General features: G+C 68.0%; 14 protein-coding genes. 11 read left to right on the plus strand and 3 right to left on the minus strand.

Annotated features, from left to right (window positions below):
* The first annotated feature begins 37 nt into the window (after nucleotides 1-37).
* A complete protein-coding gene (gene gorA, locus QZ670_RS16145) occupies nucleotides 38-1,384 on the plus strand; it encodes a glutathione-disulfide reductase (RefSeq protein WP_294257121.1) in 1,347 nt (448 codons plus the stop codon).
* On the opposite strand, the gene QZ670_RS16150 is transcribed toward gorA, so the two are convergent.
* Nucleotides 1,377-2,432: an AbrB family transcriptional regulator gene (locus tag QZ670_RS16150; RefSeq protein ID WP_294257122.1), complete on the minus strand. Its 1,056-nt coding sequence runs from the start codon at nucleotides 2,430-2,432 to the stop codon at nucleotides 1,377-1,379. The two genes, gorA and QZ670_RS16150, sit on opposite strands and share 8 nt — an antisense overlap.
* Nucleotides 2,429-3,688, minus strand: coding sequence for a cation:dicarboxylase symporter family transporter (locus QZ670_RS16155; RefSeq protein WP_294257123.1), 1,260 nt, complete (start codon nucleotides 3,686-3,688; stop codon nucleotides 2,429-2,431). The genes QZ670_RS16150 and QZ670_RS16155 overlap by 4 nt, the downstream gene beginning before the upstream one ends.
* 71 nt (nucleotides 3,689-3,759) lie before the next feature.
* Between QZ670_RS16155 and glmM the strand changes: the two genes are divergently transcribed.
* From glmM to folP, 8 genes are all read left to right on the plus strand, one after another.
* Complete coding sequence (gene glmM, locus QZ670_RS16160; protein WP_294257124.1) at nucleotides 3,760-5,100, plus strand: phosphoglucosamine mutase; 1,341 nt, start codon at nucleotides 3,760-3,762, stop codon at nucleotides 5,098-5,100.
* Nucleotides 5,101-5,129: 29 nt separating this feature from the next.
* A complete protein-coding gene (locus tag QZ670_RS16165) occupies nucleotides 5,130-5,414 on the plus strand; it encodes a hypothetical protein (protein WP_294257125.1) in 285 nt (94 codons plus the stop codon).
* Nucleotides 5,415-5,457: 43 nt separating this feature from the next.
* Complete coding sequence (locus QZ670_RS16170) at nucleotides 5,458-5,682, plus strand: DUF1272 domain-containing protein (RefSeq protein ID WP_294257126.1); 225 nt, start codon at nucleotides 5,458-5,460, stop codon at nucleotides 5,680-5,682.
* 4 nt (nucleotides 5,683-5,686) lie between these two features.
* Complete coding sequence (gene thiD, locus QZ670_RS16175) at nucleotides 5,687-6,847, plus strand: bifunctional hydroxymethylpyrimidine kinase/phosphomethylpyrimidine kinase (RefSeq protein ID WP_294257127.1); 1,161 nt, start codon at nucleotides 5,687-5,689, stop codon at nucleotides 6,845-6,847.
* Nucleotides 6,840-7,466, plus strand: coding sequence for a ribonuclease HII (locus QZ670_RS16180; RefSeq protein ID WP_294257128.1), 627 nt, complete (start codon nucleotides 6,840-6,842; stop codon nucleotides 7,464-7,466). The genes thiD and QZ670_RS16180 overlap by 8 nt, the downstream gene beginning before the upstream one ends.
* 96 nt (nucleotides 7,467-7,562) lie before the next feature.
* Complete coding sequence (locus tag QZ670_RS16185; RefSeq protein WP_294257130.1) at nucleotides 7,563-8,114, plus strand: hypothetical protein; 552 nt, start codon at nucleotides 7,563-7,565, stop codon at nucleotides 8,112-8,114.
* A 251-nt stretch (nucleotides 8,115-8,365) separates the two neighbouring features.
* The gene (locus QZ670_RS16190; RefSeq protein WP_294257132.1) at nucleotides 8,366-9,496 is read left to right on the plus strand and encodes a site-specific DNA-methyltransferase; all 1,131 of its coding nucleotides are present in this window, start codon (nucleotides 8,366-8,368) and stop codon (nucleotides 9,494-9,496) included.
* A 223-nt stretch (nucleotides 9,497-9,719) separates the two neighbouring features.
* The gene (gene folP, locus QZ670_RS16195) at nucleotides 9,720-10,817 is read left to right on the plus strand and encodes a dihydropteroate synthase (protein WP_294257134.1); all 1,098 of its coding nucleotides are present in this window, start codon (nucleotides 9,720-9,722) and stop codon (nucleotides 10,815-10,817) included.
* Here the strand turns inward: folP and QZ670_RS16200 are convergent.
* The gene (locus QZ670_RS16200) at nucleotides 10,802-12,229 is read right to left on the minus strand and encodes a sigma-54 dependent transcriptional regulator (RefSeq protein WP_294257136.1); all 1,428 of its coding nucleotides are present in this window, start codon (nucleotides 12,227-12,229) and stop codon (nucleotides 10,802-10,804) included. The genes folP and QZ670_RS16200 overlap by 16 nt on opposite strands.
* 160 nt (nucleotides 12,230-12,389) lie before the next feature.
* Here QZ670_RS16200 and QZ670_RS16205 point away from each other — a divergent pair, with 160 nt between their 5' ends.
* Both QZ670_RS16205 and QZ670_RS16210 read left to right on the plus strand, forming a co-directional pair.
* On the plus strand, nucleotides 12,390-12,527 hold the full coding sequence (locus QZ670_RS16205; protein WP_093297881.1) for an aa3-type cytochrome c oxidase subunit IV: 138 nt from the start codon (nucleotides 12,390-12,392) through the stop codon (nucleotides 12,525-12,527).
* A 1-nt stretch (nucleotide 12,528) separates the two neighbouring features.
* Entirely contained in the window at nucleotides 12,529-13,650 is a 1,122-nt protein-coding gene (locus QZ670_RS16210) for an NAD(P) transhydrogenase subunit alpha (RefSeq protein ID WP_294257139.1), read from the plus strand.
* The last annotated feature ends 8 nt before the right edge of the window (nucleotides 13,651-13,658 follow it).

The raw sequence follows: 13,658 nt of genomic DNA on the forward strand, positions 1-13,658 counted from the left end.
CCCGGCCGACCGAGCCGGTGCATCTCCGGAGTGCTCCATGTCCGACTATGACTTCGACCTGTTCGTGATCGGCGCGGGCTCTGGCGGGACGCGCGCCTCGCGCATGTCGGCGGCGTACGGCGCCAAGGTCGCGGTAGCGGAGGAGTATCGCGTCGGCGGCACCTGCGTGATCCGCGGTTGCGTGCCCAAGAAGCTGCTCATCTTCGGCGCGCATTTTGCCGAGGATCTGAAGGACGCGCGCCGCTTCGGCTGGGAGGTGCCCGACTGCCATTTCCACTGGCCGACGCTGCGGGACAACGTCCTCGCCGATGTCGACCGGCTCAACGGCCTCTACACCCAGGGGCTGGAGAATAACGGCGTCACGATCTTCCACGAGCGCGCGACCATCACCGGCCCGAACGAGGTGACGCTGGCGAGCGGCAAGGTGGTTAGCGCGAAGACGATACTGATCGCCACCGGCGCGCATCCGCACGTGCCGAGCTTCCCCGGCAGCGAGCACGGGATCACCTCGAACGAAGTCTTCCACCTGGAAACGCTGCCCAAGCGCGTGCTGATCGCCGGCGGCGGCTATATCGCCAACGAGTTCGCCGGGATCTTCAACGAATTCGGCTCGAAGGTGACGCTGGTCAACCGCACCGACGTGATCCTGCGCGGCTATGATGCGCAGGTCCGCGACCGGCTCCTCCAGATCTCGATGACCAAGGGTATCGAGTTCCGCTTCTTCGCCGAGTTCGAGAAGATCGAGAAGCAGGCGGATGGCAGCCTGCTCGTCTCGATGAGCGGGCACGATCCTATCGAGGTGGATTGCGTGCTGTTCGCCACCGGCCGCGTGCCCAACACCAAGGGGCTGGGGCTGGAAACGGTGGGCGTGCAGTTGAACGAGCGTGGCGCGGTCAAAGTCGATGCCGACAATCGCAGCACCGTCGAGAGCATCTACGCCGTGGGCGACGTGACCGATCGCGTGCAGCTGACTCCGGTGGCAATCCGTGAAGGCCAAGTGTTCGCGGATACGCTGTTCGGCGGCAAGCCGCACCAAGTCGATTATCACTGCATCCCAAGCGCGGTGTTCAGCCACCCGCCGATCGCATCGGTGGGGATGACCGAGGGCGAGGCGCGCAACACGCTCGGTTCGGTCAAGGTCTACACCTCGGATTTCCGGGCGATGAAAAACGTGCTCGCCGGACGCCAGGAGCGTTCGCTCTACAAGATGATCTGCGACGGGGTGACCGGCAAGGTGGTGGGTCTGCACATGATCGGCCCGGACGCGCCGGAGATCCTGCAGGCCGCAGCGGTCGCGGTGAAGGCGGGGCTGACCAAGGACGCGTTCGACGCCACCGTGGCGCTGCACCCGACCATGGCCGAGGAGCTGGTGCTGCTCAAATAACCGGCTGCAGGCGCCGCGCAACCCAGCGCGCGAGCAGGGGGCCGGCGCCGAGCACGGCGAGGAAGCGCAGCGTCTGCATCGCCATCACGAAGGGCTGGTCGACCGGCACCGAGGTCGCGATGATCGCGACCGAGTCCAGCCCGCCGGGGCTCACCGCGAGATAGGCGGTGACGAGGTCGACATGCGTGAAGCGGGCGAGCAGTAGCGCGAGGACGGTCGAAAAGCCGATGAGGATCGCCACCGACAGCAGCACGCGCGGCAGGGCGCGGGCAGCCAAGCGCAGCGTTTCGCGCGTGAAGGCCAGGCCGATCCGCCAGCCGATCAGCGCGTAGCTGCACGCCAGCACCGGCTCGGGCAGGCTGAGCCGGACGATACCGCCGAGGTGCAGCGTCACGCCCAGCGCGAGGGGCCCGAGAAGCGCCGGCGCGGGGAGGCGCAGGGCCAGTGCCCCTGCGACACCGGCAGCTGCCACCGCCAGCGTCGCCAGCGTTGGGAGCAGCGGCGCGGGGGCGATCAGCGTATGCAGCCAGGATCCGTCATGGTGCGCGCCGAGTCCTGCCGCGAGCGCCGAAGCGGCTCCCGCCACGCAGACCACCCGCGTGTAGGTCATGAAGGCGACCAGGCGAACGTCGGCGCCGAACGCCTCCGCCATCACCACCATCGCACTGGCTGCGCCAGGCATGGAACCCCAGATCGCGGTGGTGCCGGGCAGCACCTGCCAGCGGCTGAGCCAATAGCCAAGGAAGCAACTCGCCCCCAGCGTCGCGAGCGTAACGCCCAGGAACAGCGGCCATTCGTGCAACACCGCGCCGAAGATGCCCGCAGACAGCGTGCCCGCGATCAGGCAACCGATCACCGCCTGCGCGCAGAGGAAGCTCCAGCGCGGCAGGCCGAGACCCGATCCGCCGGCGCCGAAGGCGATTCCCGCCAGCATCGGCCCGAGCAACAGGCCTGCGGAGAGCCCGATCGCCTCGAGCAGCGCCGCCAGCACCATCGAGAGCAGCGCGAGCGCGATCCAGCGGAGCGGCGTGGGAAGAGGCGTCCTCAATGTACCGATGCGATATTCGTGTCCGCGCGCGGCGTCTCAGCCTTGCGGGACAGCCAGATCGTCGTCGCCAGATCCCAGGTGACGTTGCCGACGGTCCGCATGATATCCGGCAGCGTTTCCACCGCGACGAGCAGCCCTAGCGGCGTGATCGGCGCGCCGATCGTCGCGGCTACCGGCGAGATCGCGCTGACATAGCTCACCGTGCCTGGGAGCGAAACCGAGCCGAGCGACGTCAGCATCGCGACGACCGCGCCGACGAGCAGCGTGGTCGGGTGGAGCGGCACGCCGAACCACTCGGCGACATAGATCGCCACCGCGAAGTTCATCGCCGGGCCGGTCGAGCGGAAGATCGCCACGGCGAGCGGCATGGTCACGCCCGAGACGGCGACCGGCACGCCCACCTCCTCGGCGCCTTCGATCATCACCGGCAGGGTCGCCAGCGACGACTGGGTGCTGAGCGCCACCGCCTGACTGGGCAATGCCGCGCGGAACATGCGGGTGAAGCCGATCCGTCCGCCAATAACGGCGGCGGGGTAGGCGAACAGCGTCAACACCAGGCCGACCGAGGAGACGATCAGGATATAGTGGAGCAGCGCGCCGAACGCACCGGTGCCCGCCTTCGCGCCGACCACCAGCGCCAGCGCGAACACCCCGACGGGGCCGATCCACAGCACCCAGTCGATCACCACCAGCATCACGTCGCGTACCGCGACGAAGAAATTGGTGAGCAGCGCGCGCGATTCCGCCGCGACCCGGGTGATCGCGAAGGCGAAGACCAGCGAGAAGATGATCAGCGACAGGAACGCGTTTTCGGCTGCTGCCTTGACGATATTGGCGGGAATGATCGCGGCGAGGAACTCGCCGAGCGGCGGCACCGGGCCGATCTTCTCGGCGCCGGTCAGCGCGGCGCGCAGGCTGGCGGCGGATTCCTGCGGCAGCGGCGCGATCTTGAGGAACAGCGGCGTCAGCACCGCGGCGAGCAGCGCCGAGCAGAACAGCAGCGTCACGTAGAGCGCGATCGCCCGGCCGGCGAGCCGCCCGGCGGCGGCGGCTTCCGCCGTCGCGGTAACGCCGGTGATCAGCAGCGCAACGACAAGCGGCACGATCGTCATCTGCAAGCCGTTGAGCCAAGCCTGGCCGACCGGTTGTGCCCAAGCAGCGGCGGCCAGTCCCCATTGCGGCGAAAAGGCCGCCAGTGCAGCGCCGACTGCGAGCCCGGCCAGCAGGGAAAGAAGAATACGAGTAGGTTGCGACATGCTCGCCCTTTGCAGTTTTCGCCGCTATCACAGCACGCACACAACGCCACAAGGGCGCGAGAACGAGACGCATGGCAAGAAAATATTTCGGCACCGACGGCATTCGCGGCGCGACCAACCTGGCACCGATGACCGCGGGGATGGCGATGAAGGTGGGCATGGCCGCTGGCGCGCACTTCCGCCGCGGCGATCACCGCCACCGCGTGGTGATCGGCAAGGACACACGGCTTTCCGGCTATATGCTGGAAAACGCGATGGTTGCCGGCTTCACCAGCGTCGGCATGGACGTGGTGCTGGTCGGCCCGATGCCGACGCCTGCGGTGGCGATGCTTACCCATTCGATGCGAGCCGATCTGGGCGTGATGATCTCGGCCAGCCACAATCCCTATGCCGACAACGGCATCAAGCTGTTCGGCCCGGACGGCTTCAAGCTTTCCGACGCCGATGAAGAGGCGATCGAGGCGCTGATCGACGGCGAGGTACCGCTGGCGCCCTCTGCCGATATCGGCCGCGCCCGCCGCGTCGAGGACGCGCGCGGCCGCTATATCCATTTCGCCAAGTCGACCTTCCCCTCGGACCTGACGCTCGACGGCCTCAAGGTGGTGGTCGATTGCGCCAATGGCGCGGCCTATCAGGTGGCGCCCTCGGCGCTGTGGGAGCTGGGCGCGGAGGTCGTCTCGATCGGCGTGTCGCCCAACGGCAAGAACATCAACGACGGCGTCGGCTCGACCGCGCCGCAGGTGCTGAGCGAGACAGTGGTCGGCTCGGGCGCGGCGCTGGGCATCGCGCTCGACGGCGATGCCGACCGGCTGATCGTGGTCGACGAGACCGGCACGGTGATCGACGGCGACCAGCTGATGGCGCTGATCGCCACGGGCTGGGCGCGGCAGGGCAAGCTCGCCGGGGGCGGGCTGGTCGCCACCGTGATGTCAAACCTCGGGCTGGAGCGGCATCTCGCCGCGCAGGGCTTGGGGCTTGTGCGCACGAAGGTGGGCGACCGCTATGTGCTCGAGAAGATGCGCGGCTCCGGCTACAATGTCGGCGGCGAGCAGAGCGGGCACATCATCCTCTCCGACTATGCAACCACCGGCGACGGGCTGGTCGCGGCGCTGCAGGTGCTGGCCGAGATCGTGCGGGCAGGGGCCCCGGCGAGCGAGGTGCTCCACCGGTTCGAGCCGCTGCCGCAGCTGCTCAAGAACGTCCGCTTCGCTGGCGGCAAGCCGTTGGAGGATGCGCGCGTGCAGGACGTGATCGCCGCCGCCGAGGCCGAGCTCAAGGGCCGTGGCCGGTTGGTGATCCGCGCCTCGGGCACCGAACCGGTGATCCGGGTCATGGCCGAAGGCGACGACAAGGCGCAGGTGGAAGCGGTGGTCGATCGTGTGTGTGATGCGGTGCGCGTTGCGGCGGGGTGATCGGCTAGGCGTCGAGGACGCGTAGCTTCATGGATCGCTCCCCCCACATCCTGGGTGCCGCGTCGAACCTGCTCGGCATCGCGCTGCTCATCATCACCGGCCTCAAGCTGACCAAGGTTGCCGATCAGACGATTGCGGACGAGGTGGCGATGGGCGCGTGCCTGCTCTTCGCCATCAGTTGCCTGCTCTCCTATCTCGCGATCCGCTCGCCCGAGGCGACGCGGACCGAGGACATTGCCGACAAGGCTTTTCTCTGCGGGCTGGGCGCGCTGCTGATCGCGGTACTGATCGTCGCCTTCAACCCGCCGCATTGAGCGGTGCTTGCCTCGCGCGGCAAGGAGACTAGAAGGTTGCCCGATGCTGGAAATGCGGCCTGATTGCGAACGCTGCGGCGTCGACCTCCCCGCCGATGCCGGCGGTGCGTTCATCTGCTCGTTCGAATGCACCTTCTGCGCCGAATGCGCCGACGACCTGGACGAGCGCTGCCCCAATTGCGGCGGCGAACTGCTCGATCGTCCTGCCCGCGTCGGCGACGCGCTGAAGCGACATCCGGCATCCACCGAGCGCAAGCACAAGGGATAAGGCCATGGGCGCACGCGTGCTGATCATCGCAGGCTCGGATTCCGGCGGCGGCGCCGGGATCCAGGCCGACATCAAGACCGTCACCATGCTCGGCGGCCATGCCATGACCGCGATCACCGCGATCACCGCGCAGAACACGGTGGGCGTGCAGGCGGTGCACCCGGTGCCGACCGACATGGTGATCGCGCAGATCGACTCGGTGGTGCGCGACATCGGCGTGGACGCGGTGAAGATCGGCATGATCGGCTCCGCCCGCACCGCGCTCGCGGTGGCCGAGCGGCTGGCCGAGCTGCCCGGCGTGCCGGTGGTGTTCGATCCGGTGATGATCTCTACCAGCGGCGCCCGGCTCGCCGACGAGGCGACCGTCGCCGCGTTCGAGCGGCTGATGGACCGCGCGACCGTCATCACCCCGAACCTGCCCGAGCTGGAGGTGCTCGGCCGCGATCCGCAGGAGATCGTCGCGGCGCATCGCTGCGCGGTGCTGGTGAAGGGCGGGCACGGCACCGGCCCAGAGGTGGTCGACACGCTCTATTCGGCCGATCCCGAGGACCCGCCGCAGATCGAGTGGCGCGACCCCAAGATCGATACCGAAAACGACCATGGCACCGGCTGCACGCTCGCCTCCGCCATCGCCTGCGGCCTCGCCTGCGAGTGGGACCTGCCCGAGGCGGTGAGCCGGGCGCGCCGCTTCGTGCGGATCGCGATGCGCGAGGCCGAGGGGCTGGGGCGCGGCCATGGTCCGATGGCGCAGCAGGCGGTGCGGCTGGACCTCAACATGAGTTTCTTCGAGCCGATGCTGAACCAGGTGACGGTGCCGGCCAAGGACCTCGCCGCCAGCGAGCGCTTCTACCGGCTGCTCGGGCTGCGGCAGGTGGTGCGCGCCTCGCCCCGCTATGCCCGGTTCGAGACGGAAGGCGGCGCGACCTTCTCGATCGCCACCGATGAGGCGTATACCGCCCCGGTCGTCTATTTCGAATGCGGCGACCTCGACGTGACGGTCGCCTATCTCCAGCAGCAGGGCTTCCGCTTCGAGCAGGAGCCCAGGGACGAGAAATGGGGCTGGCGCGAAGCACGGCTGCGCGATCCTGCCGGCAATGCGGTTCGTCTCTATCAGGCTGGCGAGATGCGCCGCTTTCCGCCATGGCGGATCGAGGACGATGCCTGATCTTTCGTACGAGACCCGCTATTTCCAGCTCCATTCCGGCCCGATCGCCGGGGTGGACGAGGCCGGGCGCGGTCCGCTGGCCGGGCCGGTGGTTGCCGCCGCGGTGGTGCTGGACCCGGATTGCATCCCTGAAGGCATCAACGATTCCAAGGCGCTGACCGCCGCCAAGCGGGCGCGGCTGTGCGAGGAACTGCTCGCCTGCGCCAAGGTTGGGGTGGGGATCGCCAGCGTCGAGGAGATCGACCGGCTGAACATCCTCTGGGCGACGATGCTGGCGATGACGCGCGCGGTGGAATCGCTGGGCTTCCCCCCGGCCTTCGTGCTGGTCGACGGCAATCGCTGCCCCAAATGGGACCATCGCAGCGAGGCGGTGGTCAGCGGCGACGCGCTGTGCCTTTCGATCGCTGCGGCCTCGATCGTCGCCAAGCATCGCCGCGACTGCATGATGGTAGAACTGGACGCGCAGTTCCCCGGCTATGGCTGGGCGTCGAATAAGGGCTATGGCGGCAAGGCGCATCAGGAGGCGCTGCGCGCACTGGGCCCGACGCCGCACCACCGCCGCAGCTTCGCGCCGGTCGCGCAGGCGCATCTCGATTTCGGGTCGATCGCCGCGGAATAACCCGGCAAATTTTGCCTAGTGCGTCCGCGTGCCCTGCTGCCGTCCTACAATGAACGGATAGCAGCGGGAGGAGCGGGCATGGCGTATTTGGGCAGCATGATACGGGGATCAACCGGCGGGTTCCAGCCGGCGACGCGCTACGACCCGGTGCTGGCCGAACTGCTCCGTGAAGCCATCATTGGTCCGGCGAGCTTCCACGAGATGGCGGCAATGGTGCGCTACGCCGAATCGCGCGGGCTCGGCGCGATCCGCTTCCGCTTCGACGACGATTCCGCGCTGACCGATGTCACCCATCCTCTGCATGTCGCCTTTCTCGAGACGCTGCGTGATCCCGTGCTGGCCAGCGACTACGCCGATCTCGGCGAGATCGCCCCGTGGCGCGCCCGTGCGCTGACGGTGCGTTTGCCTTCGGACATGCTCGGCGGGCGCGCCAGTCGCAAGGCAGTCCGGGCCGCGATCCTCGCGGCGGGCACCTCCTGGGAAGTCCGCGTGGCGCTCTGCGTCGCTGCACGGATCCGATTCGGCGGCGAGGTCGAATGGTTCGGTCGCGAGGCCCAGGCGCTGTACGAAATGGGGCTGTTCACCCAGGCCCGCGCCCGGCTTGCGGCGAGCGTCGCAGGCGGTGGCGAGGCCATCGCGATCGGCTGAATCGTTTGCGGAACGTTCCAGCTTATCCACAGGCCGGGAAAATTTTCGAGGGGCGGGAACTGAGTCTTTTCGGCCACACCCACCAGCGCTTGGGCCTGTGGATAACTTCTTGACTCAAGATATGGCGGGTGCCGAAATGTTCCGCCTGTCCAAGGGCCTGCTTCGGGTCACCACCCGGCGATCCCCCCTCTTGACGGAGGAGTCGCTCGGCCCCGAATAGGGGTGCCTTTTGAGCGAAGGGGCAATGATTCATGGGCGTGCTGGAGAAGGTCAAACGGGCGGGTGCGCGCGTCGCGAAGCAGGCGCCGGCCGTGCTGCCGCTGGACACGATCCTGCGCCAGGACTGCATCGAGGCGATGCGCGGGCTGCCCGACAAGTCGATCGACATGATCTTCGCGGATCCGCCGTACAATCTGCAGCTGGGCGGTGATCTCAACCGTCCCGACGGCAGCCATGTCGATGCGGTGACCGACGAATGGGACAAGTTCGACAGCCTTGCGGCCTATGACAAATTCACGCGCGAGTGGCTGGCGCAGGCGCGCCGCATCCTGAAGGACGATGGCACGATCTGGGTGATCGGCAGCTATCACAACATCTTCAAGGTGGGCTCGGCGATCCAGGATCTCGGCTTCTGGATCCTCAACGACATCATCTGGCGCAAGGCCAACCCGATGCCCAACTTCAAGGGCACGCGGTTTACCAACGCGCACGAAACGCTGATCTGGGCGTCGAAGGGCGAGAAGTCGCGCTACACCTTCAACTATCGTTCGATGAAGACGCTCAACGACGAACTGCAGATGCGCAGCGATTGGGAATTCCCGATCTGCAGCGGGCAGGAGCGGCTGAAGAAGAACGGCACCAAGGTCCACCCGACGCAGAAGCCCGAGGCGCTGTTGTACCGCGTGCTGCTCTCCTGCACCAAGCCGGGCGACGTGGTGCTCGATCCGTTCTTCGGCACCGGCACGACGGGCGCGGTCGCCAAGCGCCTCGGCCGGCGCTGGATCGGCATCGATCGCGAGGGCGTCTATGTCGAGGCGGCGCTGGAGCGCATCGCCGCGGCGCTGCCGCTCGACGAAAGCGCGCTGCAGACGATGCAGGCCCCCAAGGCCGCGCCGCGCGTGGCGTTCGGCCAGCTGGTCGAGAATGGCTATCTGGCGCCCGGTACCGTGCTCAGCGACCACAAGGCGCGCTGGCGGGCGACGGTGGGCGCGGACGGCTCGCTTAGTTGCGACGGGCACGCGGGCTCGATCCACAAGCTGGGTGCGACGCTGCAGGGCGCGCCCAGCTGCAACGGCTGGACCTTCTGGCATTACGAGGACCAGGGCGGCCTCAAGCCGATCGACGCGCTGCGCCAGACCTATCTGCTCGCGACGCAGCCGTAACAAGCGTTTCCTCTCCCTTGAGGGAGAGGATAGCGAAGCTTGGCGGCGTGCCGCCTAGCGCAGCTTGGAGAGGGTGAGCGGCTGCGCAAGCAGTCGCGCGAGGCGATGCCTCGCATTGCCGCTCTCCCTCCCACCGCCTGCGGCGGCGGGCCCCTCCCTCTCCCCGTTGGGGAGAGGTGTATGATGGCTTCCCTCGTCCTACGCATGCCGATAGCACGGCGCCATGCTAGATTTTCCTCCCGCCGCGCGCCTCTACCTCCGCCCGATCCAGTTCGTCGACACGCCGGTCGGCCGCGACGGCGAGGTCGCGCGGCTGGCAGGCGGGCTGTTGTGGTTCTCCGCCTATGAACTGATCGCGGTGGAGAATGGCAGGCGGGTCGTCCAGCGCGCCATTTCCATCGGGGAGGCGGAGGCCGATCCCCGCCTGGCGCCGATCGCCGCGCGCATCACGGCGCCCCGTCCGCCGCTGACGCTCGGCGCCCGCACGCTGCGTTTCGACCAGCCGCAGGTGATGGCGATCCTCAACATGACGCCGGACAGCTTCTCCGACGGCGGCAAGCATCTGGGCGATCCTGCCGCGGCCGCGCATTCGGGCGTCGACATGAGCATTGCCGGCGCGGCCATCCTCGACGTCGGCGGCGAATCCACCCGTCCCGGCGCGGAAACGGTGTGGGAAGGCGACGAAATCGCCCGCGTCGTGCCGGTGATCGAGCGGTTGGCGGCGAGCGGCGCGGCGATCTCGATCGACACCCGCAAGGCCGCGGTGATGGAGGCGGCGCTCGCCGCGGGCGCGCACATCGTCAACGACGTGTCGGCGCTGCTCTACGACGATCGCGCGCTGGAGGTGGTCGCACGCGCCGGCTGCCCGGTCGTGCTGATGCATGCCGCCGATCCCAAGCATGGTGCGAAGGGGAAGGGCGCATATGGCGACGTGCTGATCGAAGTCTATGACTGGCTGGAAGCACGCGTTGAGGCGGCGGTCGCCGCAGGCGTGGACCGAGCGAAGATCGTCATCGATCCAGGCATCGGCTTCGGCAAGACGCTGGCGGATAATCTCGTGCTGATGAACGGGCTGGCGCTGTTCCACGGCCTCGGCTGCCCGATCCTGCTGGGCGCAAGCCGCAAGCGCATCGTCGGGGCGCTCGCCAATGAAGCGCCGGCCGAGCAGCGGCTGGGCGGTTCGCTGGCGTTGGCGCTCAAGGGTGCAGGCCTGGGCGTGCAGCTGCTGCGCGTCCATGACGCGTTCGATACCGTCCAGGCGCTGCGGGTGTGGCGCGGCATGCAGGATGCCGCGCTCACCGCGCCTCATGCCGCGGTCTGATCGATCCCCAGCTCGCCGAGCTTGCGGTAGAGCGTAGAGCGGCCGATGCCGAGGCGCCGGGCGACTTCGGTCATCCGTCCGCGATAATGGCCGATCGCCAGGCGGATCACATCGGCCTCGATCTCGTCGAGCGGGCGGAGGTTGCCGTCCGGGCGAAACAACGTGATGCCGCCCATGCCCGAGTTGTTCACCACCGGCCCGGACGTCATCGGCTTGCCCTGCGCGATCTGGGCGATCTGCGGGAAGTCGTCGCGGGTCAGCCCTTCCTCGTCGCAGAGCACCGCCGCGCGGAACAGCGCGTTCTGCAGCTGGCGGACATTTCCGGGCCAGTCATAGGCGGTGAGCAGCTGCAGCGCGTCCTCGCTGATGCCGAGCTGGCGGAGACCCGGCTGCTCGGCGATCCGCGCGAGCAGGTGGCGGACGAGCGCAGGGATGTCGCCGGCGCGTTCGCGCAACGGCGGGATCGTCACCTGGACGACGTTGAGCCGGTAATAGAGGTCCTCGCGGAAGCGCCCCGCTTCAACCTCGGCGAGCAACGGCACGTTGCTGGCGGCGACGACGCGGACATCGACTTCGCGCGGGTGGCGCGCGCCGAGCGGCTGGATCTCGCCAGTCTGTAGCATGCGCAGCAGCTTGACCTGCGCCTCGAGCGGCATTTCGCTGACTTCGTCGAGGAAAATCGTGCTGCCATCGGCGTCCTGCAGGCGGCCGACCTTGCGCTCGAACGCGCCGGTGAAGGCGCCTTCCTCATGGCCGAACAGCTCCGATTCCACCTGGTTGGCGGGGATCGAACCGCAATTGACGACGATCAGTTCCTTGCGCGCCCGCGGCGAGGCACCGTGGATCGCTTCCGCGACAACATGCTTGCCGACGCCGCTCTCGCCTTCGATCAGCACCGGTACGCGGGCGCGGGCGGCCTTGGCCGCAACAGCGAGTGCGGCGCGGAACTGCGGGGCAGAACCGACGATCTCCGCAAAGCCGAGATTGGCAGTGAGTTTCTCGGTCAGCGGGCGGAGTTCGCCGGCGCTGCTGCCGCCCATCGCGCTCTCCAGCGCGGCTAGCAGGCGTTCCGACGCGATCGGCTTCACCAGGAAGTCGCTGGCACCGGCCCGCATCGCGCCGACCGCGGCGGCGACCGAGCCGTTGGCGGCGAGCACCAGGATCGGCATGTGCGGGCGACGGGCGCGCAGCTCGGCGATCAGGATCGCGGCATCGGCGTCCGAGGCAGGATGGTCGAGCAGGATCGCGTCGACTGCCAGGCCGTCGGGCGTGCCGAGCGTCGCCAGCGCGCTTTCCGCATCGTCGGCGAAGATCGTCCGCCAGCCACGGCGCGAAGCGATCGCGGCGACCAGACGCCGCTGCGCCGGTTCCGAATCGATCAGCAACAGAAGACGTTGCCCGTTGCGCGTCATGCCGACTCCAGTCCCAAATGTCCCGTTTCGAGCCGCATCGGTTAGACCAGATGCGTAAAGTTCGGCTTAAGCAGGGCCGAAACAGTTCTTTGTGGGGCGGGGTTGAGGCACGCCGGACCAGCGGTATAAGACATCGAGCACCTAGGAGAGGAGCGCATCAATGGCTGAAACAGGTGAAAACGCCGGCGAGATCCAGTCGCATGTCGAAACCTTCAATGGTTTCACGGCTTTGATGAAGTGGGGCACGGTGGCGGTATTCCTCATCGCTGCTTTCGTCGTCTTCCTGATCGCCCGCTGACGTGAAGATCGCAGTACTCAAGGAAGCGGCGATTGCCGAACGACGTGTCGCGGCTACGCCCGAAACCGTCAAGAAATTCATTAATTTGAAGGCTTCGGTCGCGGTCGAGTCCGACGCGGGACTTGCTGCCTCCTACGCCGACGCCGCGTTTCGCGAGGCGGGGGCCACGATCGGCTCGCGAAACGAGGTGCTTGCCGATGCCGATATCGTGCTCGCGGTGCAGGGTCCCGATCCGGACAGCCTGACCGGCCTGAAGCAGGGCGCGTGGCTCGTCGCCGGGCTCAATCCGTTCGGCGAACGCGCCCGAATCGACCGCTACGCGGCGCTGGGCCTCGAGGCGCTGGCGATGGAGTTCATGCCGCGCATCACCCGCGCGCAGTCGATGGACATCCTCTCCTCGCAGTCCAACCTCGCCGGCTATAAGGCGGTGCTCGACGCCGCCGCCGAATATGACCGCGCCTTCCCGATGATGATGACCGCGGCGGGCACGGTGAGCGCCGCCAAGGTGTTCGTGATGGGCGTCGGCGTCGCCGGCCTCCAGGCGATCGCCACCGCGCGGCGGCTGGGCGCGCAGGTCTCCGCCACCGACGTCCGCTCGGCGACCAAGGAGCAGATCCTGTCGCTCGGCGCCAAGCCGATCTTCGTCGAGAATGTCGCCGGGATCGAGGGCGAGGGCTCGGGCGGCTATGCCACCGAGATGAGCGACGCCTACAAGGCCGCGCAGGCCGAACTGGTCTCGTCGCACATCGCCAAGCAGGACATCGTGATCACGACGGCGCTGATCCCCGGTCGTGCCGCGCCGCGGCTGATCAGCGACACGCAGATCGCGACGATGCGGTCCGGCAGCGTGATCGTCGACTTGGCGGTGGAGCAGGGGGGCAACGTCGAAGGGGCCGTGCCGGGCGAGATCGTCGAGCGCCACGGCGTGAAGATCGTCGGCCACCGCAACGTGCCCAGCCGGCTGGCGGCGGACAGCTCGGCGCTGTTCGCGCGCAACCTGTTCAACTTCCTCTCGGCCTTCTGGGACAAGGACGCCGGCAAGCCGGTGCTCGACGAGGAGATCGGTACCGCCGTGCGGGTAACGCAGGGCGGCAAGGTGGTCCACGAGAGGCTGTTGCAATGACGCCGGGG

This window comes from uncultured Sphingomonas sp. (assembly GCF_913774285.1).
In the GTDB taxonomy this organism is placed as follows: Bacteria; Pseudomonadota; Alphaproteobacteria; order Sphingomonadales; family Sphingomonadaceae; genus Sphingomonas.

Bases quoted from the DNA above. Each gene is read 5' to 3' on its own strand.
- gorA (WP_294257121.1), top strand. From the start codon at position 38: ATGTCCGACTATGACTTCGACCTGTTCGTGATCGGCGCGGGCTCTGGC.
- QZ670_RS16155 (WP_294257123.1), bottom strand. From the start codon at position 3,688: ATGTCGCAACCTACTCGTATTCTTCTTTCCCTGCTGGCCGGGCTCGCA.
- glmM (WP_294257124.1), top strand. From the start codon at position 3,760: ATGGCAAGAAAATATTTCGGCACCGACGGCATTCGCGGCGCGACCAAC.
- QZ670_RS16165 (WP_294257125.1), top strand. From the start codon at position 5,130: ATGGATCGCTCCCCCCACATCCTGGGTGCCGCGTCGAACCTGCTCGGC.
- QZ670_RS16170 (WP_294257126.1), top strand. From the start codon at position 5,458: ATGCTGGAAATGCGGCCTGATTGCGAACGCTGCGGCGTCGACCTCCCC.
- thiD (WP_294257127.1), top strand. From the start codon at position 5,687: ATGGGCGCACGCGTGCTGATCATCGCAGGCTCGGATTCCGGCGGCGGC.
- QZ670_RS16180 (WP_294257128.1), top strand. From the start codon at position 6,840: ATGCCTGATCTTTCGTACGAGACCCGCTATTTCCAGCTCCATTCCGGC.
- QZ670_RS16185 (WP_294257130.1), top strand. From the start codon at position 7,563: ATGATACGGGGATCAACCGGCGGGTTCCAGCCGGCGACGCGCTACGAC.
- QZ670_RS16190 (WP_294257132.1), top strand. From the start codon at position 8,366: ATGGGCGTGCTGGAGAAGGTCAAACGGGCGGGTGCGCGCGTCGCGAAG.
- folP (WP_294257134.1), top strand. From the start codon at position 9,720: ATGCTAGATTTTCCTCCCGCCGCGCGCCTCTACCTCCGCCCGATCCAG.
- QZ670_RS16200 (WP_294257136.1), bottom strand. From the start codon at position 12,229: ATGACGCGCAACGGGCAACGTCTTCTGTTGCTGATCGATTCGGAACCG.
- QZ670_RS16205 (WP_093297881.1), top strand. From the start codon at position 12,390: ATGGCTGAAACAGGTGAAAACGCCGGCGAGATCCAGTCGCATGTCGAA.